Genomic DNA, 23,486 nt, shown 5'->3' on the forward strand with positions numbered 1-23,486 from the left:
CCTCGTCTCGGCCGGTCACCTGCCAATCGTGCCCGGCTTCACCGGTGTTACTCACCCCTGTTCACTCGATCCGGTCCGCTCCACCTCGATCCACCTGGTGATGCCGATGTCCTTCAGGAACGGCCGGTCGTGGCTCGCCACGATCAGTGTGCCCCGGTAGGCCAGCAAAGCCTCGGTGAGCCGTCGCACGCTCGCCAGGTCGAGGTTGTTCGTCGGCTCGTCGAGCAGCAGCAGCCGCGGCGTGGGCTCGGTCAGCAACAGCGTCGTCAGCGCCGCCCGGAACCGTTCCCCGCCGGACAGCGACGCCACCTCGCGGTCGGCCGCCTTCCCCCGGAACAGGAACCGCGCCAGCCTAGCGCGGATCTCGTTGTCCGTGAGCGACGGCGCGACCAGGCGCACGTTGTCCACAAGGGACAGTGAGTCGTCGAGGATGTCGAGCCGCTGGGGAAGCAGCCTGGCGGGGACGAACAGCTCCGCCGCGCCCGACTTCGGCGGGAGTTCTCCGGTGATCGTCCGCAGCAGGGTGGTCTTCCCCGAACCGTTCGGGCCGACGAGGGCGATCCGTTCGGGGCCCATGACGTGCAGGTTCACCGCCGGGCCGAACCGGGGCACGGCGTCGATCCGGAGCACGTCCGTTCCCCGGGGGACCGTGGTCTCCGGCAGTTCGACGCGGATCTCGGCGTCCTCGCGCACCAGTTCCCCGGCGGCTTTCAGCGCTTCGACGGCGCCTTCCAGCCTGTCAGCGTGCAGATTCCGGTGCTTGCCCGCGGCGATTTCCGCGTCCTCCTGGCGTTTGCGCATCCGCACCTTGGGCTCGCGTTTGGTGTCCCACATCTTCTGGCCGTAGCGGGCCCGCCGGGCGAGTTTGATCCCGGCTTCGATCAGCTCCCGTTTCTGCCGCTTGACGTCGGACTCCGCCGCGCGCAGGTGCCGCCGCGCGGCGTCCTGGGCGACCTCGACGGCGTGTTCGTAGGTCGCGAGGTCGCCGCCGTACAACGTGACTTGGTGGTCGCGGACCTCGGCGATCCGGTCGACCAGCCGGAGCAGTTCGCGATCGTGCGAGACGACCACGAGGATCCCGCCCCAGGCGGCCACCTCGCGGTGCACGAGTTCGCGCGCCCGCAGGTCGAGATTGTTCGTCGGCTCGTCGAGCAGCAGCGCGGCCGGACGGCGCAGGAGCAGGGCGGCTAGCCCGAGCAGCGTGAGCTCGCCGCCGGACAGCTCACCGGCCCGCTCGTCCAGCCGGACGGCGCTGAGACCGAGCCTGTCGAGGATCGCGCGGGTGCGCTCCTCGACGTCCCAATTGTCGCCGATGGTGGCGAAGTGCTCTTCGGTGGCACTGCCGCTCTCGACGGCCCTGATGGCCGCGCGGACCGCGGTGACGCCCAGGACGTCGTCGACCCGGCGATCGGTGTCGAGGACGAGGTTCTGCGGCAGGTAACCGAGCTCGCCGGGCGCGGTCACCGAGCCCGTGGTGGCTTTCAACCGCCCGGCGACCAGCCTGAGCAGCGTGGACTTACCGGATCCGTTGGTGCCGACCAGGCCGGTGCGGCCGGCGCCGATGGTGAGCGAAAGGCGCTCGAACACCGGGACGCCGTCTGGCCAGGTGAAGGTGACGTCGGAAAGCGTCAAGGAAGAAGACATGAGACTCCCTGCGAAGGAGGTGGGATGAGGGCGCAGGTTCGTCTCACAAGATCATCGGGCCACCCTAGCCCGCGCGCGTCCGCGGTGCGACTGAATTTCGCGGGGCATACTGGCGGGCGTGATCGAACGACCCCACGTCCTGTTGTCCGCCGCGGTCTCGCTGGACGGCTACCTCGACGACGCGACCGACACCCGCCTGGTGCTGTCCGGTGACGAGGACTGGGCCAGGGTGGACGGGCTGCGCGCGGTGTCGGACGCGATCCTCGTAGGCGCGAACACGGTGCGCGCGGACAACCCCCGCTTGCTGGTCCGCTCGCCGGAGCTGGTCGCGGAACGGGTCGCCGCCGGCCGCCCGGAACAGCCGGTCAAAGTCACCGTCACGCGGAGCGGGTCCCTTGATCCGGCGGCGCGGTTCTTCACCGTCGGCGACGCGGAGAAGCTGGTCTACGCCCCGCCCGGGGTCGTCACCGGAGTGAAGGCGACCGTCGTCGACCTGGTGGATCTGCGCGGCATGCTGGCCGACCTCCACGCGCGCGGTATCCGGCGGCTGATGGTCGAGGGCGGCGGCGCGATCCACACGCAGTTCCTCACCGAAGGGCTCGTCGACGAACTGCACCTGGCCGTCGCGCCGTTCTTCGTCGGCGATCCGCGTGCCCCGCGATTCACCGGTCCGGGCGCTTTCCCGCGCGGGCTCACGCTCGTCGACAGCACGCGGCTGGGCGACATCGCCGTGCTGGAGTACCACGCCACGCCGGAACCGTCCGAAGTGGACATTCTACGGCTGCGCGAAGCCATCGCGCTGGCCGAGAACTGCCCGCCGCGCACTTTCCGCGTCGGGGCGGTCATCACCGACGCCGACGGCGAAGTGATCTCCACCGGCTACTCGGGCGACGGTGATCCCGCCAACCACGCCGAAGAAGCCGCGCTAGCCAAGCTCGAACCCGGAGATCCGAGACTGGCGGAGGCGACGATGTACACGTCACTGGAGCCGTGCAGCTCGCGGACGTCACATCCGCGAAGCTGCACCCGGCTCATCCTCGACGCCGGCATCCCGCGCGTCGTTTTCGCCTGGCGCGAGCCGTCGGTGTTCGTCGACTGCGTCGGCGCCGAGACACTGGAGGCGGCCGGACGCCGGGTGATCGAGGTACCAGCCCTCGCGGCCGACGTCCGCCGCGCGAACACCCACATCGCGGGTGTCCGCCCCTGACCTACTTGCAGGCGTCGCAGCAGCCGCAGCCCTGACCGGTGCACGCCGAGCAGCAACCGTGGCGAAGCACGACCTTCAACAGACGCTTGATCATCGCTGTCCTCCCGATCGTTGTCATCCCACCGCCCTTGTCACGCTAAGTTCTGCGCATACGACAGTGGTACCGCCGGGAGTGCCATGGGGCCGCTCCAAGGGGTGACGTCAGGATTCGAGGTCCCCCTCCAGCGAGAGGTAGACCTCCCGCAGCTGAGCCAAAAGATCGGCGTCCGGCTCCGCCCACAGCCCCCGATCGGCGGCCTCGTTCAGGCGCTCGATGATGCCGCGCAACGCCCACGGGTTGGCCTGGCGCAGGAACTCCTGGTTGACCTCGTCGAGCACGTAGGACTCGCTGAGCTTCTCGTACATCCAGTCGCCCACCACGCCCGCGGTGGCGTCGAAACCGAAGAGGTAGTCGACCGTCGCCGCCAGCTCGAAGGCGCCCTTGTAGCCGTGCTTGCGCATCGCCGACAGCCAGCGCGGGTTGACCACGCGGGCCCGGAAGACGCGGGCGGTCTCCTCGCCGAGGGTGCGGGTGCGGACCGCGTCCGGCGTGGTGCTGTCACCGACGTAGGACGCCGGCGCGGTGCCGGTCAGCGCGCGGACGGTCGCGATCATCCCGCCGTGGTACTGGAAGTAGTCGTCCGAGTCGGCGATGTCGTGCTCGCGGGTGTCGGTGTTCTTGGCCGCCACCACGATCCGCTTGTACGAGTTCTCCATGTCCTCGCGCGCCGGTCGGCCGTCGAGGTCGCGGCCGTAGGCGAACCCGCCCCAGACCGCGTAGACCTCGGCGAGATCCTTGTCGTCGCGCCAGTTCCCGGAATCCATCAGCGGCAGCAGGCCCGCGCCGTACGCGCCGGGCTTGGACCCGAAGATCCTCGTGGTGGCCCGGCGTTCGTCCCCGTGCGCGGCCAGATCCGCGCGGGTGTGGGCGCGGACGAAGTTCTGCTCGTCCGGTTCGTCCAGGTTCGCGACGAGGCGCACGGCGTCGTCCAGCAGCGTGATGACGTGCGGGAAGGCGTCACGGAAGAAACCGCTGATCCGGACGGTGACGTCGACGCGCGGACGGCCGAGCTCGGCGAGCGGGATGGACTCGATCCCGGTGACCCGTCGCGACGCCTCGTCCCAGACCGGCTGGACACCCAGCAGGGCAAGGACTTCGGCGGCGTCGTCACCCGACGTGCGCATGGCCGACGTGCCCCAGACCGAGAGGCCGACCGAACGCGGCCAGTCGCCGGTGTCCTCCTTGTAGCGGCGGAGAAGCGAGTCGGCGAGTGCCTGCCCGGTCTCCCAGGCGAGACGGCTCGGGATGGCCTTCGGGTCGACGGTGTAGAAGTTGCGGCCGGTCGGCAGCACGTTGATCAGGCCGCGCAGCGGAGAACCGCTGGGACCCGCCGGGATGTAGCCGCCGTCGAGCGCGTGGAGCACGGCGTCGATCTCGGCGCCGGTGCCCGCCAGCCGTGGCACGATCTCGGTCGCGGCGAAGGTCAGGACCCGCGCGACCTCCTGGTGTTCCGGCACTTCGGCGACGACTTCGGCGACGGCGGCGGGGGACCAGTCCCGCGCTTCCATCGCCTCGACGAGCGACCGGGCCGTCTGCTCGATGGCGTCCACTTCGGACAGTGGTGCGTCGCTGTTTTCCTTGAGCCCCAAAGCTGAACGAAGACCGGGGACGGCGCCCTGTTTGCCGCCCCACATCTGCTGCGCGCGCAGCATCGCGAGCACGAGGTTGATCCGCGCCTCGCCCACCGGCGCGGCGCCGAGGATGTGCAGGCCGTCGCGGATCTGGGCGTCCTTGACCTCGCACAGCCAGCCGTCGATGTGCAGCAGGAAGTCGTCGAACTCCGCGTCGTGCGGCCGTTCCTCGACACCGAGGTCGTGGTCCAGCTTCGCGGCCTGGATCAGTGTCCAGATCTGCGCGCGGACCGCGGGCAGCTTCGCCGGGTCCATCGCGGCGATGTTGGCGTGCTCGTCGAGAAGCTGTTCGAGACGGGCCATGTCGCCGTAGCTCTCGGCGCGGGCCATCGGCGGGATCAGGTGGTCGACGATCGTCGCGTGCGCGCGCCGTTTCGCCTGCGCGCCCTCGCCCGGGTCGTTGATCAGGAACGGGTAGATCAGCGGCAGGTTGCCGAGGACCGCGTCCGGCGCGCAGGAGTCCGAGAGACCCGCGGTCTTGCCGGGAAGCCATTCGAGCGAACCGTGTTTGCCGAGGTGGACGACGGCGTGCGCGCCGAACTCCTCCTCCAGCCAGCGGTACGCGGCCAGGTAGTGGTGACTCGGCGGGAGGTCCGGGTTGTGGTAGATCGCCACCGGGTTCTCGCCGAACCCGCGGGGCGGCTGGATCATCAGGATGACGTTGCCGGACTGCAGCGACGCCAGGACGATGTCGCCCGCTTTGTTTAGAGACTTGTCCACATAGAGCTCACCGGGCGCGGGACCCCAGTGCTCCTCCATGCCCTCGCGCAGTTCCGCGGGCAGCTCGGCGAACCACGCGCGGTACTTGTCGGCCGGGACGCGGATCGGATTGCCGGAAAGCTGTTCCTCGGTGAGCCACTCCGGATCCTGGCCGCCCGCGGCGATGAGCGCGTGGATCAGCGCGTCGCCGTCCGGCTGGTCGGTGCCGGTGGGCTCGACGCCGGGGAACGGGTCCTCGCCGAGGTCGTAGCCCTGGTCGCGCATGCGGCGCAGCAGCTCGATCGCGGACGCGGGGGTGTCGAGGCCGACGGCGTTGCCGACGCGGGAGTGCTTCGTCGGGTACGCGGACAGCATCAGCGCGATGCGGCGCTCCCGCGGCGGCGTGTGGCGCAACCTCGCGTGGGCGAGCGCGATCTTGGCGACCCGCGACGCGCGTTCGGCGTCCGGCACGTACTTCGGGAGGCCGTCGTCGTCGATCTCCTTGAACGAGAACGGGACGGTGATGAGGCGGCCGTCGAATTCGGGGACGGCCATCTGGTTGCCCGCGTCGAGCGGGGAGAGGCCGTCGTCGTTGGCGGACCAGGTCTCGCGGTCGCTGGTGAGGCAGAGCGCCTGGAGGATCGGGATGTCGAGCGCGGCCATCTCGGCGACGTCCCACGCCTCGTCGTCCCCGCCGGCGCCGACCTCCGACGGCCGCGTGCCGCCGGCGGCCAGCACGGTGACCAGGAGCGCGTCGGCCTTGGCGAGCTCGGCCATCATCTCCGGCTCGCGGGTGCGCAGGGACGCGCAGTGGATCGGGAGCGCGCGGCCCCCGGCGTCCTCGATGGCGTCGGAGAGGGCGTGGACGAACTCGGTGTTACCGGACAGGTGATGCGCGCGGTAGTAGAGGATCGCGATGACCGGACCGGTGGTTTGCTCGGGTGTGCGCTCCAGGACTCCCCAGAGCGGTTGCACGGCGGGCGGCTCGAAGCCGTCACCCGTGAGAAGGAGCGTGTCGTTCAGGAACCGGTGCAGCTGGGTGAGGTTGGCGGGGCCGCCCTGCGCGAGGTACGCGTGCGCCTCCGCCGCCGTGCCCGCCGGGACCGTGGACAGCTTCATGAGCTGCGCGTCCGGCGTCTGCTCACCGCCGAGGACGATCACGTGCGCGCCGCTCGCACGGACCGTGTCGAGCCCCTCCTGCCAGCTCCGCTCGGACCCGAGGATCCGGACGACGACGATCCGGGCGCCGTCGAGCAGGCCGGGCAGCTCGGCGAGGTCGAGCCGGGCGGGGTTGGCCAGCCGGTAGTCGGCCTCACTGGCGCGTGCGCTGAGCAGGTCGGTGTCCGAAGTGGACAGAAGCAGGATCACGGCAGTCCTCACTCGGGGTGTCCGCGCCCCGGGTCGTGCGGTCGCGACGGCCGGAGTTCCTGGCTTCCTCTCTCTTGGCTGCGAGAGGTGACAGTGGCGGGACCGCCCCGGACTCTCACCGGGTTCCTCCCTCTGCCGTCGCGTGGGTCTCCGCTCACTCTCCGGTGCGGTCCGGCGGGAGTCAAGGTGATGTGTCCGGCAGGCGGTCCGAGGCAGGGTACTCGCTGGTCGTGAGCGGTGTGCTCGGACAGATTTGCGGGTATGCGATCGGTCTTCGTGTTCCCCCGACTGGATCAGGCGGGCATCGTCGCTGCGCTTGATGCGCTTTCGCCAAGCCAGAACGAGCCCTGGCTGGTGGAAGACGTGCTGTACTGCTGGCTGAAGTCCGAGGACGACCACCTCTACCAGGGCTGGGAACAGGAAGCCGACGAGCATCTGATTCCCGCGATCGGTCACCGCCCGGACTGGGCGATAGAGATCGAAGTGTCCGGCCGGGTCGAAGGAACCGGGCAACTGCGGCGGCTGGTCCTGACCCTGCTTGAGCATGGTGGCGTCGTGACAGACGACTTCAGCGACCATGCGTGGACGGCGAGCGAGATCCGGTCCCACGCGCGATACGAAGGCTTGACCTTCTTCGACTTCCGGGGTTCGTACAACCGGCTCACCCAGCCACAGGCATGGTGAGGGGCCCGTCGCCGGTGTGGCTGGCGGGCTCCTCGGGTCATGCGTGTGTGTTGCGCCGGGTTCTTCGTAACGGGTCGAGGTATTGGGGTGGGATGAACTCGGGTAGCCCGTCGGTGGCCATGCGGACGTGCCAGTCGCCGTGGTGGATCAGCCGGTGGTGGAAGCTGCAGAGCAGGACCAGGTTCCGAAGATCCGTGGGGCCGCCGTCTGCCCAGTGGTGGATGTGGTGGGCGTGACAGTTCTTCGGTCTTCGATGACAGCCCGGGAACGCGCAGCCGCGGTCGCGGATGTTGAGCGCTCGTCTTTGGCCTGGGGTGACGAACCGTCGTAGTCGTCCCACGTCGAGGGGTTCTCCGGCGGCGTTCATGACCACCGGGAGCATGAGGCAGTCGCAGGCGGCCATGCGGGCTTCGCGGGCGGTCATGGTGCCGACGAAGTCGAGGCAGGCTTTCCCGATCCCGGTCTTGAGCTCGTCCAGGCCGATGGTGACGTGCACGAGAGTGCGGTAGCCGCTCGTTCCGGGCTGGTCAGGGCAGGCGATAGCGAGATCGAGCAGCTCGGCCCAGGCGTCACCCTGGCGTTCGGCCTTCGTTCGCAGATCGGCTTGGCCGAATTCGTCGACCGGGCGGGGTTTCGCGTAGGCCTCCAGCGCGGCGGCGGTCCGGGCACCCAGCTCGTCATCGAGCAGCCCGTTCAGCTTCCAGAACCCGTCCTTGCGGCGCTCCAGAGTGACCTCGCGGCGCGGCTGCTTCGGTTCTGGCTCCTTGGGCTTGTTCCCGTCGGGGTCGAGCCAGGCGAGAATGTTCGCCTCCGCCTTCACCAGCTGCCGGGGACCCGCGTCCCGGGCGAGGTTGCCGAGAATCTTCTCGGCGCTCTCCCGCTCCTCAGCAGAGGTGTCGGCAGGGAGCTTCGCGAGAATCTCCAGGATCTGCTGGATCCGCTCCGCCCCGACCAACCCTTCAGCGGCCGCAGCGCCGGTGGTGGGCGCGACCGCTGGGACTTCGGTGCCGTCTAGGGCGCGGGTCGGGTTCAACGCGATCGCCTGATTCACCACCGGCCGGGCCTCCTGAAAAGAAAGCCCCGCCACATCGGCAAACCATTTGATCGTGGTGCCATAGCCGAACAAGTCCTTCACGCCCCGGGACTCGACCTCCGCCAAATACCGGCCCAAGCCAGCGGAGGCGACCCGCATCACCTGCAAGAACTGTCGCACGCCATGGGCAAGCTCCAGCTTGTCGGCGCGCCACAACTCCTGCGGCAACTCGGGGAGAACGGTCTCGGACACCCTTCAATACTACACCTCAAATTCGAACATGTGTTCGTAACTTTACGCCACTGGCGAGTCCGCACATTTCCCACTGACGGGTGACCCGGCACCATTCGCGATTAGTCCTCTAAATGCTTCACGCAAGAGTGGAGTGGTGTGGCAGGTGCTCGGGACCGGCATCGTCACCGCATTTAGTCCTCTAATTGCGAGGCTCGCGAGCAGGAGTTCCTCGCCTCCGATCCGATCCCGCCCCAGCCGGACAGCGTGAGCGTGCGCCCGCTCCAGCAGGCTCACGCCGAGCGTTCCGAGGAATCCCCGATCCGCGGGAAAGGGGCGGTGGAGAAGATGATCTCCACCGTCACCTCGAAGAATCCCGCGATCCGCAGCGCGAGGTAGAGGCTCGGGCTGTACTCGCCGCGTTCGAGGTAGCCGATGGTCTGGTAGTGCACGCCCAGCGCATCGGCGAGCTCGCGGCGGGAGATGCCCCGTTCCGCCCGCAGCATCGCGATCCGGTTGTAAACGACCTCGCTCATGAGCTAGCCAATTCGCTGCATCGCCTTTTCCCGTCGTGCCGCCACCGAGGACCCGGATTCGCGGCGCGCCATCCGACGCAGGACCACCGGGGCCAGGACCAATCCGATCACGGCCCACGCGGCCAGCACGCCGAGGGTCTCCCAAGGCCGCCAAGAGTGCCCGATCTCGATCATCACCGTCGAATCCGGCAGCAGTGCCGACCGCATGCCGAGGCCGAGCCAGTACATCGGGAAAACCTGGCCGATGCCCTGCAGCCATTCGGGCAGCGCGGTGATCGGGTAGAAGATCCCGGAGATCGCGCCGAGGCCCAGGGTGGGCAGCATGATCAGCCCGATGCTGCGCGCGTTCGTGGTCAGTGAGCCGAAGATCGCGCCGATCGGCATGGTGGCGAGCAGGCCGAGCACCAGCACCCACAGCAGGCCCAGCCAGGACGTCAGCCCGCCCGGGGCGATGCCGTCGAACAGGATCAGGCTCGGGAACAGCACCAGCAGCATCCCGATGACGGTGCTGAGGGAGACCGTGACGACCTTGCCGACGAGGTAGCCGACCATGCCGTTCGGGGTGGCCTTGGCGCGCAGGAGCGTGCCGTCCTCGCGTTCGACCGCGAGGACGCCCGCCATCCCGAGCATGCCGCTGAACACGATGCCCGCGCCCAGCACGCTCGGCACGGTCGCGGCGCCGAGCGAGAACTCCATGCCCGGCAGTTTCGCGTCGCGCATGAAGAACATGACGACGATGAAGATCGCCGGGAAGACGAAGGTGTTGAACAGGTCTTCGCGGTTGGTCATCATCTGGCGTGCTTCGAGCCAGCCCCGCCGGACGCCCATCCGGACACTGTGCTGAACCGGGTTCATCGCGCGCCCACCGCCTCGAGGGTCTCGGCCTTGCGGACGAGGGTCATGTAGGTGTCTTCGAGCGACGCCCGCCGGACCTCCAGGTCGTCGACGGCGTCCCCGTGCTGCTTGAACAGTTCGTGCACGTACTTCGTCGATTCCGTCGTCGAGTGCACGAACCGCTGGCCGTCCAGCGTCCAGCGCACCTCGGCCTCGCCGGCGATCTGCCTGCTCAGCGCGTCGGCCGAACCGTCGGCCACGATCCGGCCGTGGTTCAGGATCAGGATCCGGTCGGCCAGTTTCTCGGCCTCGTCGAGGTCGTGCGTGGTGAGCAGGATCGTCGTGTCGTCGTCATCGGTCAGCCGGTGCACGAGTTCGTGGAACTCGCGCCGCGCCTCCGGGTCCAGTCCGGCGGTCGGCTCGTCGAGGAACAGCAGTTCCGGGCGGCCGACGATGCCGATCGCGACGTCTAGACGGCGCCGCTGCCCGCCCGACAGCATCCGGACCCGCTTGTCCGCGTGCGCGGTCAGCCCGACCGCGGCGATCAGCTCGTCCGCGTCCCACGGCCGCTTGATGCGGTCGGTGGAGTACGGCGCGTAGTAGCTGCCCAGGTGCTCCAGCAGTTCCCGCACCCGCCACTTCGCGTGGTCGCGCCAGGACTGGAGGACGACCCCCAGCCGCGCCCTCCAGTCCTCGTCCGCGTGCGCCGGGTCGATGCCCAGCACGCTGACCTCGCCCTCCGAGCGCATCCGGAAGCCTTCGAGGATCTCGATCGTCGTGGTCTTGCCCGCCCCGTTCGGCCCCAGCAGGCAGATCACCTCGCCGCGGTGCGCGGTGAAGTCCACCCCGTGGAGGACGTCGTTCGTCCCGTACCGCATCCGGAGATCTTTGACGGAGATCATCACGTCGTGTGGATCTCTCATAGGTCACCCCCATCTCAGTGCTGCGATCGAATGTAGCACACCTACTACATTCGATCCGATGATTACTCCCTCTCAAAGAGGCCATCTACAGTGAGCGCATGTCCGCGAGCGCACGTGTCCGAGCCGATGCGTGCCCCGGTGTTTTCGCCACCCACGACGCCGCGGACGGTCCGCTCGCCCGCGTCCGGCTGCCCGGTGGCGCCATCACGGCGGACAGGCTCCGGGCTCTCGCGGACGCCGCCGACGACCTCGGCGACGGCGCTCTGCACCTGACCTCGCGCGGCAACATCCAGCTTCGCGGCGTCACCCGTCCCGGTCTCGCGGCCAGGCTCACGAGTGCCGGGCTTCTGCCTTCGCCGTCGCACGAACGCGTCCGCAACATCCTCGCTTCGCCGCTGAGCGACGTCGCCCAGGAACTCGCCGCCGCGCTCGACAAAGCCCTGTGCACCGTCCCCGAGCTCGCCGAACTTCCGGGGCGCTTCCTCTTCGCGCTCGACGGCGGAGAAGGCGACGTCGCGGGAGAAGGCGCCGACGTCTGCTGGCGTGACGGCGCGGTCCTGCTCGCCGGCCAGGACACCGGCCTGCGCGTCCCCGCCGAACACGCCGTCGACGCGCTGATCTCGGTCGCGCGCGCGTTCCTCCGGACCAGGGGCACGGCTTGGCGGGTCAGTGAACTTTCCGACACGAAACCGCTGGTCGGCGGCATTCCGGGAGAGCGAACCGAGCCTGAGGTCTTCGCTACCGGGCCAGGCCTGCCCATCGGACCGATCGGCGACGCGATCGCGGTAGCCCCGGTCTTCGGCCGCCTGACCTCGGCACAGGCGCGCGCGATCGCGAGGGCCGGGAACGCCGTGGTCACCCCGTGGCGGTCGATCCTGGTCCGCGGTCCCCTCGAGCCGGACACCGGACTGGTCGCCGATCCGGACGCGCCTTCGCTCGGGATCAGCGCCTGCATCGGACGGCCGGGCTGCGCGAAGTCGCTGGCCGACGTCCGGGCCGACGCGGCGCGGGTCGGCCGGGCCCCGAGAGCCCATTTCGCCGGTTGCGGACGGCGTTGTGGAAAACCCGCGCACGAGCACGTCGACGTGCTCGCGACGGAGGACGGTTATCTGGTCGACGGGGCGTTCGTCCCGGCCGGCGAGCTGGCGAAGGCGTTGGCCGAGAAAGGACAGCAGTGATCGACTACATCCGGGACGGGGCCGAGATCTACCGGCATTCGTTCGCCACCATCCGCGAGGAGGCGGATCTCGCGATCCTCCCCGACGACGTCGCGGTGCTGGCCGTGCGGATGATCCACGCCTGCGGGATGGTCGACCTGGTCGACGACCTCCGCTACAGCCTGGACGTCGTGGAGTCCGGCCGCGCCGCCCTCGAAGCGGGCGCGCCGATCCTCTGCGACGCCAACATGATCGCCTCCGGTGTGACCCGCAAACGTTTGCCTTCCGCCAACGAGGTGCTGTGCACGTTGTCCGACCCGAAGGTGCCGGGGCTGGCCGAGCGGATGGGCACCACCCGGTCCGCGGCCGCGCTGGAACTCTGGCGCGACAAGCTGCCCGGTTCCGTGGTGGCGATCGGCAACGCGCCCACCGCGTTGTTCCGCCTGCTGGAACTGCTCGACGAGGGTGTCGGCGCCCCGGCGGCGATCATCGGCGTCCCGGTGGGTTTCGTCGGCGCCGCCGAGTCCAAAGTGGAACTCGCGGACCGGGCGCCGGCCCCGTACCTGGTGGTGCACGGACGTCGCGGCGGCAGCGCGATGGCCGTCGCCGCGATCAACGCGATGGCGAGTGAGGTCGAATGAGCGGGCTCGGGAAACTCTGGGGTGTCGGGCTCGGGCCCGGTGACCCGGAACTGATGACGGTCAAGGCCGCGCGGCTGATCGGCGAGGCGGACGTCATCGCCTATCACAGTGCGCGGCACGGCCGGAGCATCGCGCGGTCGGTCGCCGAGCCGTACCTGCGGGACGGCCAGGTCGAGGAGAAGCTGGTCTACCCGGTCACCACCGAGACCACCGACCACCCCGGCGGCTACGAAGGCGCCATCGCCGACTTCTACGAGCTGAGCGCGAAGCGGCTCGCCGAGCACCTCGACGCCGGACGCGACGTGGTGGTGCTCTGCGAAGGCGACCCGTTCTTCTACGGCTCCTACATGTACATGCACGAGCGGCTCGCCGACCGCTACGAGGCGACCGTGGTGCCCGGCGTGACGTCGGTCAGCGCGGCGTCGTCGGTGCTCGGCCGCCCGCTGGTGCAGCGCGACGAGGTCCTCACCATCCTTCCCGGCACCCTGCCCGCGCCGGAGCTCGCGCGACGCCTCGCCGACACGCAGGCCGCGGCGGTGCTCAAACTCGGCCGCACGTTCGGCAACGTCCGCGAGGCGCTGGCCGAGGCCGGGAAGCTGGACGACGCCTTCTACATCGAACGCGCCACCTGGCAGGCGCAGCGCGTCGAGCCGCTGGCCGACGTCGACCCGGAATCGGTGCCGTACTTCTCGCTGGCGCTGCTGCCCAGCCCCGCGTACGCGTCCCGGCTCGCCGACGAACCCGAAGTCCCCCGGAAGCCGGAAACGCACACCGGCGGCGAAGTCATGGTCGTCGGCCTCGGCCCCGCGGGGCCTGGCTGGCTGACTCCCGAAGCGACCGAGGAACTGGCCGCGGCGGAGCACATCGTCGGCTACGGCCCGTACGTCGCGCGGGTGCCGCAGCGCGCGGGCCAGCGGCGGCACGCGTCGGGCAATCGTGTCGAGGCCGAACGCGCCGTCGAAGCGCTGGAACTGGCCGCGAACGGCGCCAAGGTCGCGGTGGTGTCCTCCGGCGACCCGGGCGTCTTCGCGATGGCGTCGGCCGTGCTGGAGCAGCTCGCCGCCGGACACGGGACGGGAACGCGGGTGCGGATCGTGCCGGGCGTGACCGCCGCGCAGGCGGCCGCGTCCCGGGTCGGCGCGCCGCTGGGGCACGACTATTGCGTGCTTTCGCTGTCGGACCGGCTCAAGCCGTGGGAGATCATCGAACGACGGCTCGACGCGGCGGGCGCGGCGGATCTCGTGCTGGCGCTGTACAACCCGGCGTCCCGCACGCGGACCACGCAGCTCGCGCAGGCCCGTGACGTCCTGCTGCGGCACCGCGCGCCCGAGACGCCGGTGGTCGTCGCCCGCGACGTCGGCGGACCGGAGGAGGACATCCGCGTCGTCACCCTCGGCACGCTGGAGCCGTCGGAAGTGGACATGCGGTGCCTGCTGATCGTGGGTTCGTCGAAGACCCGCGCCGAGAACGGGGTGGTCTGGACACCGCGCAGCTACGAGTGACGGCTCGGCCCGGCGTTCCGGGCCGATTCCGCTCGCGCCCCCGGCCTCAGCCTGGATACAGGGCCCGACGGGGCAGAGAAGTAGACGGAGTAACTCTCTCCGTAATAAACATATAGCGCATGGGGGGACTTGCCACAAGCCCCCGGTGATGCCGCAGACTCACTCGCCGTAGCCGAAACCTGGCGAAATGGGAGTCTGTGTCAACTCAGGGTCATGAAGAAGAGCTCCGGTCCGAACGCGAATACGTCGCCGGGCTCTACACGCGCCTGGACGCCGAACGCGCCCGGGTGAAGGGGGAGTTCCAGGCCGCGCTGGGCGGGACCGGCGGGACGGCCATGGAACGCGACGTCGAGGTGCGCGCGCTGGCCAGGGAGTCGCGCCGGCTGGACGTCGTGGACAACGGCCTGTGCTTCGGCAGGCTGGACAGCTTGGCCGGGGAGACCTCGTACATCGGCCGCATCGGGCTCTTCGACGAGGAGAACGACTACGAACCGGTGCTGCTCGACTGGCGGGCGCCCGCCGCGCGCCCGTTCTACACCGCGACCGCCGCGACGCCGGAGAAGATGCGCCGTCGCCGTCAGTTCCACACGCACGGACGTGAGCTGCTCGGCTTCACCGACGAGGTGTTCGGCCGCCCCGGCGGCGACGCGGAGGGTGACGCGGCGCTGCTCGCGGCCGTCAACGCGCCGCGCGGCGAGGGGATGCGCGACATCGTCGCGACGATCCAGGCCGAACAGGACGAGATCATCCGGCACGAACACCCCGGTGTGCTGGTGATCGAGGGCGGGCCGGGCACCGGGAAGACCGTGGTGGCGCTGCACCGCGTCGCATACCTGCTCTACACCCAGCGCGAGCGGATGGAACGCCACGGCGTGCTCGTCGTCGGGCCGAATCCGGCGTTCCTGCACCACATCGGCCGGGTGCTGCCGTCGCTGGGCGAGACCGACGTGGTGTTCATGACCACCGGCGATTTCGTGCCCGGCAAGCACGTCACCGCCGAGGACGGTCCGGAGGCGACGCGGCTCAAGGGGTCGCTCAAGATGCTGGACGTCCTCAAGGCCGCCGTCGCCGGCCGACAGCGGCTGCCGGAGGAGCCGGTGCTGATCGAGCTGGCCGACGTCACCGTCCGGATCGACGCCGAGACCGCGGAATGGGCCAGGGACGAAGCGCGCAAGAGCGGCTTGCCGCACAACGAAGCGCGGGTGACGTTCACCGACATCGTCACCTACGTCCTGACCGAGCGGGCGATCGCGCGGATCGGCCGCGGCTGGCTCAGCCGGGACGACCGCGACGAATGGGAGCGGCTGCGGAAGGACCTGCTCAAGGAACTGGCCGAGAGCGAGACGTTCACTGCCGCGCTCGACGACCTCTGGCCGATCCTGACGCCCGAAAGCCTGCTGGGGACGCTCCTCTCGTCCTCGGAACGGCTGCGCGCGGCGGGGGCCGACCAGGCGTTGCTGCGGGCCGACGGGGAGGCCTGGACGGTGTCGGACATGCCGCTGCTCGACGAGCTCGTCGACCTGCTCGGCCGCGACAAGGCCGCGGACGAAGCGGCGGAAAAGGCGCTGGCGCGGGAAAAGAAGGCCGAGGCCGAGTACGCCGAAGGGGTGCTCGACACGATGAAGCTCGACCGCGAGGAGATGGACGAAGACGTCATGCTGTCCGCGGAAAACCTCCTCTTCGCCGACGAACTCGCCGACCGGTTCGTCGAGCACGACACGCGCAGCCTCGTCGAGCGCGCGAGCGCGGACCGGGACTGGACGTACCGGCACGTCGTCGTCGACGAGGCGCAGGAACTGTCCGAAATGGACTGGCGGGTGCTGATGCGGCGCTGTCCCAACCGGTCTTTCACCGTCGTCGGGGATCTGGCGCAGCGCCGGTCCGAGGCGGGGGCGCGGTCGTGGGACGCGATGCTGGAGCCGTACGTGCCGGGGCGCTGGGTCTACCGGTCGCTGACGGTGAACTACCGCACGCCGTCGGAGATCATGGCCGTCGCCGCGTCGGTGCTCGCCGAATTCGCGCCCGACGTCCGGGCGCCGGAATCGGTGCGCTCGAACGGTGTCGAGCCGTGGGCGCGGCAGGTTTCGGCGGAGTCGCTGGCCGGCGCCATCGAGGAGTTCGTCAAGGACGAAGCCGGTCGTGAAGGCACCAGCGTCGTGATCGGACCGCCGGGAGTGCCGGGCACCGTGCCCGCCTCGGAGACGAAGGGGCTCGAGTTCGACGCCGTCCTCGTCGTCGACCCGGAACGGATCCTGGCCGACGGCCCGCGAGGCGCGGCTGAGCTCTACGTGGCGCTTACGCGCGCTACGCAGCGGCTCGGCGTCCTTCACGAGGACCCGCTGCCGCCCGCGCTGGCGGGCCTGAACCCGTAACTCGCGTGATTGGACACCGCACTCGCGTGCTTGGAGGCGTAACTCACGAGTTCCGCCTCCAAGCACGTGAGTTACGGGTTCAAGCACGCGAGTTACGCCTAGCGGGTCGGGTCCTTGCCGTTCGGCTGCTGCGGCCCGGGACCCGGCGACCACCAGCCGGGCACGACCTTCTCGCCGTGGATGATCGTCGGCGCGATCCCCTCGGTGAACGGTTCGACCTGCAGCAGCTGGCCCCACGACTGGCTGGGCTGGCCGATCAGGTAGCTCGGCACCTCGGGTTCGGCGGCGACCTCTTCGAGCCAGCCGATCGGACCGCCGTTGGTGCTGGACGCCCAGTTCGCCTCGTCGGCGACGGCGCCCGCGGTGATCCGGTACTCCGGCATCTTCGAGATGCCGTCGTGCGAGGTCACCGGCTCCACGCACGGGTAGACGAACGACGCGGGCCAGTCGACGTACACCGGTTTGCCCGCGATCTTCTCGGTCAGCGTGGTGAACGTCGGCACGCGGGGCGCGGACGCCGCGATCCAGCCGTCCTCGGTGAGGTCGTTGTCGACGATGTTGATCCGCACGGACGTCGTCTCGGCGGGCAGGTCACGCAGGTTGATCCGGGTGTCGTTCCAGCCGTTGGTCCCCGCGCCGGGCGGGAGGACGAACTGGCTGCGGACGACCTTCACGCCTTCGGGTGTGTTCACGCCGTAGTCGAGGCTGACCGACGTCGGCCGCCGTGCGGCGCCCGCGGTGGCGACCACGATCTGGCCGTCGGCGGGCTTCTCGGCGAGGGCGTACCAGTCGCTGCGCAGCCGCCCGGCCCGCGTTTCGGGGTCGAGGAAGCTGCTCCACATCGGCACCTCGTCGGGCTTGAAGCCGTGCGGAGGTTCGGCGAGCGGGTCCTTGTCGTCGATCGCGCGGGTGTGGAACCCGGTCTGCACGCGGCCGTTGTCCTTCTCGGGATCGGGCAGCGGCGGCGGGGTCTGCCCGGCGGGCGGCTCCTCCTTCTTGACCGGCACCGTCCGCTGTTCGGACTGGGCCCGCAGGATGCTGGTCGCGGCGTCGCGTTCCACCATCACGTGGTCGGAGAGGTTGCAGCTCTTGCCGAACAGATGCCCGAAGTTCGCGGCGCCGAGGCTGTAGGAACCCTGCTGGTTGTGGATCGCCCACGCCATGCTGACGAACTCACCCGTGGCCATGAGACCGCAGACGACCACCAGCGAGAGCGAGCCGAGCCGCAGCGAACGGCTCCGTCCTTCCTGCGGTCCCGCCTGCTGGCCGGGCCGATGCGCGCGGACGTTCTCCACGAACGCGTAGATCCCGGAGATCGCGGCAGCGACCAGCAGGATCGTCGACAGCGGGATCCCGCCGATCGACGGCGCCACCGCGGTCCACTGCACACCGAGTTTCGAGACGAACCAGAACGAGTTGGGCCCGGTCGCGGCCAGCGCGCCGACCACGAGCAGCCCGGCGAGGAACGCCGCCCGGTTCCGTCTGGACCGCAGCACGGTCGAACTGGTCGCCAGCGCGGTCAGCGCCGCCATGGCCGCGCCGACCGCGGCGAACGCGCCGAAGTGGTGCGTCCACTTGGTCGGGGTCAGGGCCAGCAGCAGGAAGAACAGCGCGACCGTGCCGATCAGGCGACGGCTGGGGCCGAGCGCGGCGCCGGGGATCCGGCCGCGGCGCAGCAGCACCACCAGGCAGGTCCCGGTGCACAGCAGCACGAGCAGGACCGGGAACCGGCGTGGCACCGATCCGTCCGGCAGGCTTTCGAAGAGCAGCTGGTAGCGCGCGAGTTCCTGGAACCACGACAGGTTCGGGCCGACCAAGGTGCGGATCCGGGTCGCCTCCTGGACGGTGGCGAAGGTCTGGTCGGCGAACACCACGATCAGCACCAGCAGCCCCGAGGCCAGCACCGGCCCGAGCACCGGCAGCCAGCCGTTCTCGGCGCGCTGGCGGACCAGTTTGAACAGCGGGCGGGCGGCGACCAGGAACGGCGCGACCGCGATCAGCCCGGTCGGCGTCGCGGCCAGGGTGAACCCGGCGGCGGTCAGCCCGAGGCACAACGGCAGCAGACGGCGGGTCACCAGCGCGCGTTCCACGGCGCAGATCGCCAGCAGCGAGCCCAGCGCGGCGACCGGTTCCGGCCGGACACCGTTGTTGAACGGCATCCACCAGACCAGGAACACCGCGGCGGCGGCCCAGCCCGCCGCGCGGCTCATCCGGACCTGGGTGCCGAGCCGCGGCATGACCTCGCGGCTGATCAGCAGCCAGCTCAGCACGCCGAGCAGGAACGACGGGAGCCGGATCCACGGCGGCACCGTGCTGACGTGCGCCATCAGCTGATACACGTGGTAGAACCAGCCGAACGGCGCTTCGGCCACACCGAACCAGCGGTGGTAGTTCGTGAGGTAGCCGGTCTCTTCGGCCACTCTCGACATCGTGAGGATGTAGCCGTCGTCGGAGGTGACCGGGCCGATGAAGACCCACGCGCCGAGCGCGATGATCACCGTCGCGTCGCGGGCGGTCAGCCGCCACCAGCCGACCGGCGCCCAGCGCGGCGCCCGGCGGGCGACCCCGGAGTCCAACCGCCACACCGCGATCAGGCAGCCGATGAACGACAGCGCCGCGATCACGCCGACGATCCACTTCAGCACCGTCGGCGAGGTCTGGTAGCGGGTGTCCGGGACGACCGACACGTGCAGGCCGGCGATCGGGTCCTTGCCCGCGTTGATCGACGAGTAGATGCCGACCAGCCGCGGCCGGACGTCGCCCTCGGCGTGGAACACCACGGTCTCGGCGACGGTCAGCGTCATCTGGTTCGCGTCCGCCGACAGTTTGATGTCGCATTTGTCGGCGGGCAGCGGCTGCTGCACGATCTGCTGTCCCTGACTGGACGCGAGCAGCACACCGCTGTCGATGCGCAGCTGGAGGCCGACGCCCTTGCCCGCGCGCGGGTCGGTGCGGCCGTCGGGCACGGTGGAGAACAACAGCGCCTGCCCCTGCGAACGCGCGTCGAGCGACCGGACGGTCGTGCACGGCAGATCGACGCGGAGGTCCTGGGCCCAGTACCCGGTCAAGGGCGCGTTGACGGAGCGGGTGTCGCCGCCCGTTGGCCAGACGACCTCCGCTGTGTCCTGCACCACCGGCAGGAAGGGGAAAGCCAATGCGCACAAGGCGGACAGCAACCCCAGCGTGACAGCGATCAAACGCATCGGCGCAACGCTAACGGGTCTGGTCCGAACGGCTTACGCAGGGCTGCCCTTCGTCGTGCCGCCGAGCCAGGTTAGGGCGTCCCGGACTGTCGTCACACTGGTCGTTTCGGGACGTCTCGGGCGCCGGACGACGACCACCGGGAGGCCGAGTCCGCGGGCGGCGGTGAGCTTCGCGGCGGTCATCGAGCCGCCGCTGTCCTTGGTGACGAGCACCTGGACGTCGTGCCTCTCCATGAGCGCGCGTTCCTTCTCCACCGTGTACGGCCCTCGGTCGAGCAGGACTTCGTGCCGCCGGGGGAGCGGCACCTCGGGCGGGTCGACGCAGCGGATCAGGAACCAGAGGCCGAGTCCGGCGAACGCGGCGAGACCTTGGCGTCCGCTGGTGAGGAACACGCGGTCACCCAGCGTCGGAAGCAGTCGCGCGGCGTGGCCGAGGTCGTCGGCCCAGTGCCAGGTGTCGCCGGGTTGCTCGGTCCAGCCGGGCCGGGCCAGCCGCAGCAACGGAACGCCCGTCGAACGGGCGGCTTCGGCCGCGTTGGCGCCGATGCGTTCGGCGAAGGGGTGGGTGGCGTCGATCACCGCGTCGACGTCGTTCTCGGTCAGCCAGCGCGCGAGACCCTCCGGGCCGCCGAAGCCGCCGACGCGCACTTCGCCGTCGGGCAGCTTCGGTCGCGCGACGCGGCCCGCCAGTGACGACACGACGTGTTCGCCCTGGCCGGCCACCGCTTTCGCGAGCTCCCGCGCTTCGCCGGTGCCGCCCAGGATCAGCAGCGTCATCGCGCCACGGCCGCGCGCCACCGTTCCAGCGTGCGCAGGTTGGCGAGCGTCTCGGCCCAGGTGAGTTCGGGCGCCTGCCGGTCGGCGAGGTGCGTGGCGACGTGGTCGGCCTCGCGAGCGAAGAGGCCTTGAGTCGCTTCGACCTCGATCACCTCGGGCTCGCCGCCTTCCGGCGTGAGGACGATCCGCGAGGTCTTCGGCTTCCGCATCTCGTGGATCCACGCCGGTTTCGGCACGTACAGCTGACCTTGCGAGCCGTAGACGCGGATGTGGTCGTCCTGTGTCAGCTGGAAACCGCAGGCCAGTTGCGCGAGGATCCCGCCCGGCAGCCGGAGCAGCCCGAACGCGACCTCGTCGACGCCGTTCGCGTCGAGCCTCGCCATGCCGAGCACCTCGTCGGGCTCGACGACGTCCTGTCCGGTCACCGCCTGCGAGACCAGCCGCGCGAGTGAGGTGCAGTAGCAGCCGACGTCGAAGATCCCGCCGCCGCCCAGCGCGGGCTCGACGAGGCGGGGGACGGCGAAGTTGTAACTGAACGCGACGTCCACCGCGCGGACCTCGCCGATGGCGCCGCACGAGATCAGCTCGGCCAGCCGCCGGATCTGCGGGTGCAGCCGGTACATGAACGCCTCCATGAGGAAGACGTCGTTCGCCCGCGCCGCTTCGATGACCTTTTCGGCTTCACTGACCGAAACCGTCAGCGGTTTCTCGCACAGGACGTGCTTGCCTTCTTCGGCCGCGCGGATCGCCCACTCGCCGTGCATCGGATGCGGCGTCGAGATGTAGACCGCGTCGACGTCCGGATCGGCGAGCAGATCCTCATAGGAGCCATAGCATTTCGGGATCTCGAAGCGGCTCGCGAACTTGGCCGCCCGGTCGCCGGAGCGCGCGGCGACGGCTTCGAGCACACCGTGCTTGCTCTCCTCGACACCTGCCGCGAACTCGGCGGCGATGGTCCCGGCGGCCAGCAGGCCCCAGCGCACGCTTTTGAGATGACCCAGTTTCACAAGGACTCCGGTTGACTCGCTCGATCCCTGGTGGCCGAATAGAGAAAGCTATCGGGAAATCCTTCGGCCGCAAGTACTTCTCCGACGAAGATCATCGCGGCGCGGCTGATCCCGGCCTCGCGCGCCTGTGCGGCGATGGTGCCGAGCGTGCCGCGCAGCACCTGCTCGCCCGGCTGACTCGCCAGCGCGACGACCGCCGCCGGGCAGTCTTCCCGATAGAACGGCCGCAGTTCGTCGACTACCTGCTCGATCCGGTTGATCGCCAGATGCAGCGCGAGCGTGGTGCCGGTGCGCGCGAAGTTCGCCAGCGTCTCACCCGGGGGCATGGCGGTGGAGCGGGCCTGGGCGCGCGTGATGACCAGGCTCTGGCCGACCTCGGGCACGGTCAGTTCCCGGTTGAGCAGCGCGGCCGCGGCGGCGAACGCCGGGACACCGGGGGTGACGTCGTAGGGAACGCCCGCCGCGTCGAGTCGGCGCATCTGCTCGGCGACCGCGCTGTAGATCGACGGGTCGCCCGAGCACAGCCGCGCGATCTCGTGGCCGCCTCTGTGGGCCTCGACCATCCGCTCGACGATCGCGGGGAGGTCGAGGTCCGCGGTGTCGATGAGCACCGCGTCGTCCGGGCAGTACTCCAGGAGCGCCGTCGGCGTCATGCTGCCGGGGTACAGGCAGGTTCCGCAGCGTCCGAGCAGGTCACGGCCGCGCACGGTGATGAGGTCGGCCGCGCCGGGACCCGCGCCGATGAAGTGCACTGTCAAGGTTTGCTCCGATAGTTCCACTGTGTCACGGCTCGCGCCGGGGTCCAGCCGGTGAATCCGCCCAGCGGCGCCGCCTGCTCGACGCCGACGCGGATCAGCTCGCCGCCGTGTTCGCCGTACGCGCGGGCCAGGGCCTGTTCGGATTCGAGGGTCACGCCGTGCGCGACGATCCGCGCACCGGTCGCCAGGCAGGCGTCGAGCACGCCGGGCACGGTCAGCCCGCCGCCGATGAAGATCGCGTGCGGCCTGGTCAGTCCGTCGAGTGAGTCCGGTGCCGCGCCGATCACCACGTCGAGTTCCGGGACGCCGAGCGCGTGCGCGTTCCGGGTGATCCGGGCGGCCCGCTCCGGCGAGCGTTCGATCGCGATCGCCCGGTTCAGCGGATGGACCCGGGACCATTCGATCCCGACGCTGCCCGCGCCCGCGCCGACGTCCCACAGCAGTTCGCCGGGCGACGGCGCGAGCCTGGCCAGCGCGGACGCGCGCAGGTCGCGTTTGGTGAGCTGGCCGTCGTGTTCGAAGGCGTCGTCGGGCAGCCCGGTCAGCGGCAGCGCGGGACCGTCGGCCTCGATCGCGAACACGGTCAGCGAGCCCGGGCCGATCCGCTCGTCGGGGCCGCCGAGGTCGGACAGCGCGGTGACGCGGCTCTTGCCGTAGCCGCGGGTTTTGAGCAGGTCGAGCAGGTCTTCGGCGTTCGTTCCGAGGACGAGGATCTTCCGCCCGGGGGCCAGCGCCCGGCTCACCCGGCCGATCGCGCGGCCGACGACCGTGATCACCTCGGTCTCCTCCGCCGACCAGCCGAGCCTCGCGCGGGCGAGTGTCACCGAGGAGAGCGCGGGCAGGACCTCGACGTCGTGACCGCGCCGGATCAGCGTCGTGCCGATCCCGGACAGGAGCGGATCGCCGCTGGCCAGGACGCAGACGTGGCCTTCTCGCTCGGCGAGGAAACCGTCCAGGGCGGGGAGGAGCGGGCTCGGCCACGGCTCGGATCTCACCCCGGCCGGCAGGTACGCGAGCTGGCGTGGCGCACCGACGACGACGTCCGCGCGCAGCACCGCTTCCCTGGCCTGCGCGGACAGGCCGGACCAGCCGTCGGCTCCGATCCCGACGACCGTCAGGGGTGATTTTTCGCGCACCTCGGTCACGCTAGACGACGGATTTCCTGTGCGATGATCGCAC

Annotated in this window: 17 protein-coding genes and 1 riboswitch; of the genes, 6 read left to right on the forward strand and 11 right to left on the reverse strand. The window is 70.1% G+C overall.

Going from position 1 to position 23,486, the window contains the following annotated elements:
- Positions 1 to 51: 51 nt before the first annotated feature.
- The gene (locus AB0N89_RS14985; RefSeq protein ID WP_364204628.1) at positions 52 to 1,644 is read right to left on the reverse strand and encodes an ATP-binding cassette domain-containing protein; all 1,593 of its coding nucleotides are present in this window, start codon (positions 1,642 to 1,644) and stop codon (positions 52 to 54) included.
- A gap of 118 nt (positions 1,645 to 1,762) precedes the next feature.
- Here AB0N89_RS14985 and AB0N89_RS14990 point away from each other — a divergent pair, with 118 nt between their 5' ends.
- The gene (locus AB0N89_RS14990) at positions 1,763 to 2,851 is read left to right on the forward strand and encodes a dihydrofolate reductase family protein (RefSeq protein ID WP_364204630.1); all 1,089 of its coding nucleotides are present in this window, start codon (positions 1,763 to 1,765) and stop codon (positions 2,849 to 2,851) included.
- 201 nt (positions 2,852 to 3,052) lie between these two features.
- On the opposite strand, the gene cobN is transcribed toward AB0N89_RS14990, so the two are convergent.
- Positions 3,053 to 6,649: a cobaltochelatase subunit CobN gene (cobN, locus tag AB0N89_RS14995; RefSeq protein ID WP_364204632.1), complete on the reverse strand. Its 3,597-nt coding sequence runs from the start codon at positions 6,647 to 6,649 to the stop codon at positions 3,053 to 3,055.
- A gap of 53 nt (positions 6,650 to 6,702) precedes the next feature.
- A riboswitch (cobalamin riboswitch) is annotated at positions 6,703 to 6,778 on the reverse strand.
- A gap of 132 nt (positions 6,779 to 6,910) precedes the next feature.
- Between cobN and AB0N89_RS15000 the strand changes: the two genes are divergently transcribed.
- Positions 6,911 to 7,333 (forward strand): hypothetical protein, encoded by a 423-nt coding sequence (locus AB0N89_RS15000; protein WP_364204634.1) that lies wholly within the window; start codon positions 6,911 to 6,913, stop codon positions 7,331 to 7,333.
- A gap of 37 nt (positions 7,334 to 7,370) precedes the next feature.
- Here AB0N89_RS15000 and AB0N89_RS15005 read toward each other — a convergent pair whose 3' ends face one another.
- The 4 genes from AB0N89_RS15005 to AB0N89_RS15020 form a co-directional block, all read right to left on the reverse strand.
- Positions 7,371 to 8,618: a DUF222 domain-containing protein gene (locus AB0N89_RS15005; RefSeq protein WP_364204636.1), complete on the reverse strand. Its 1,248-nt coding sequence runs from the start codon at positions 8,616 to 8,618 to the stop codon at positions 7,371 to 7,373.
- A gap of 272 nt (positions 8,619 to 8,890) precedes the next feature.
- The gene (locus AB0N89_RS15010; protein WP_364204638.1) at positions 8,891 to 9,133 is read right to left on the reverse strand and encodes a helix-turn-helix transcriptional regulator; all 243 of its coding nucleotides are present in this window, start codon (positions 9,131 to 9,133) and stop codon (positions 8,891 to 8,893) included.
- 3 nt (positions 9,134 to 9,136) lie between these two features.
- Positions 9,137 to 9,988, reverse strand: coding sequence for an ABC transporter permease (locus tag AB0N89_RS15015; RefSeq protein ID WP_364204639.1), 852 nt, complete (start codon positions 9,986 to 9,988; stop codon positions 9,137 to 9,139).
- The gene (locus AB0N89_RS15020) at positions 9,985 to 10,890 is read right to left on the reverse strand and encodes an ABC transporter ATP-binding protein (protein ID WP_364204641.1); all 906 of its coding nucleotides are present in this window, start codon (positions 10,888 to 10,890) and stop codon (positions 9,985 to 9,987) included. Before AB0N89_RS15020 ends, AB0N89_RS15015 begins: the two co-directional genes overlap by 4 nt.
- A gap of 98 nt (positions 10,891 to 10,988) precedes the next feature.
- Between AB0N89_RS15020 and AB0N89_RS15025 the strand changes: the two genes are divergently transcribed.
- The 4 genes from AB0N89_RS15025 (at position 10,989) to helR (ending at position 16,562) form a co-directional block, all read left to right on the forward strand.
- Positions 10,989 to 12,068, forward strand: a complete 1,080-nt coding sequence (locus AB0N89_RS15025; protein WP_364204643.1) for a precorrin-3B synthase — start codon at positions 10,989 to 10,991, stop codon at positions 12,066 to 12,068.
- Positions 12,065 to 12,688 (forward strand): precorrin-8X methylmutase, encoded by a 624-nt coding sequence (locus AB0N89_RS15030; protein WP_364204645.1) that lies wholly within the window; start codon positions 12,065 to 12,067, stop codon positions 12,686 to 12,688. The genes AB0N89_RS15025 and AB0N89_RS15030 overlap by 4 nt, the downstream gene beginning before the upstream one ends.
- Positions 12,685 to 14,190 (forward strand): precorrin-2 C(20)-methyltransferase, encoded by a 1,506-nt coding sequence (locus AB0N89_RS15035; protein WP_364204647.1) that lies wholly within the window; start codon positions 12,685 to 12,687, stop codon positions 14,188 to 14,190. Before AB0N89_RS15030 ends, AB0N89_RS15035 begins: the two co-directional genes overlap by 4 nt.
- A 197-nt stretch (positions 14,191 to 14,387) precedes the next feature.
- The gene (gene helR, locus AB0N89_RS15040; protein WP_364204649.1) at positions 14,388 to 16,562 is read left to right on the forward strand and encodes an RNA polymerase recycling motor ATPase HelR; all 2,175 of its coding nucleotides are present in this window, start codon (positions 14,388 to 14,390) and stop codon (positions 16,560 to 16,562) included.
- A 98-nt stretch (positions 16,563 to 16,660) separates the two neighbouring features.
- Here helR and AB0N89_RS15045 read toward each other — a convergent pair whose 3' ends face one another.
- The 5 genes from AB0N89_RS15045 to cbiE are packed head-to-tail and all read right to left on the reverse strand — an operon-like array spanning position 16,661 to position 23,452.
- On the reverse strand, positions 16,661 to 19,765 hold the full coding sequence (locus tag AB0N89_RS15045) for an arabinosyltransferase domain-containing protein (RefSeq protein WP_364204651.1): 3,105 nt from the start codon (positions 19,763 to 19,765) through the stop codon (positions 16,661 to 16,663).
- 33 nt (positions 19,766 to 19,798) lie between these two features.
- Entirely contained in the window at positions 19,799 to 20,542 is a 744-nt protein-coding gene (locus AB0N89_RS15050) for a cobalt-precorrin-6A reductase (protein WP_364204792.1), read from the reverse strand.
- On the reverse strand, positions 20,539 to 21,549 hold the full coding sequence (locus AB0N89_RS15055; RefSeq protein ID WP_364204653.1) for a Gfo/Idh/MocA family oxidoreductase: 1,011 nt from the start codon (positions 21,547 to 21,549) through the stop codon (positions 20,539 to 20,541). The genes AB0N89_RS15050 and AB0N89_RS15055 overlap by 4 nt, the downstream gene beginning before the upstream one ends.
- On the reverse strand, positions 21,546 to 22,307 hold the full coding sequence (gene cobM, locus AB0N89_RS15060) for a precorrin-4 C(11)-methyltransferase (protein WP_364204655.1): 762 nt from the start codon (positions 22,305 to 22,307) through the stop codon (positions 21,546 to 21,548). The genes AB0N89_RS15055 and cobM overlap by 4 nt, the downstream gene beginning before the upstream one ends.
- Positions 22,304 to 23,452: a precorrin-6y C5,15-methyltransferase (decarboxylating) subunit CbiE gene (gene cbiE / locus AB0N89_RS15065; protein ID WP_364204657.1), complete on the reverse strand. Its 1,149-nt coding sequence runs from the start codon at positions 23,450 to 23,452 to the stop codon at positions 22,304 to 22,306. The genes cobM and cbiE overlap by 4 nt, the downstream gene beginning before the upstream one ends.
- Positions 23,453 to 23,486 lie beyond the last annotated feature (34 nt).

It is taken from the genome of Amycolatopsis sp. NPDC089917 (assembly GCF_040684635.1).
Lineage (GTDB): Bacteria > Actinomycetota > Actinomycetes > Mycobacteriales > Pseudonocardiaceae > Amycolatopsis.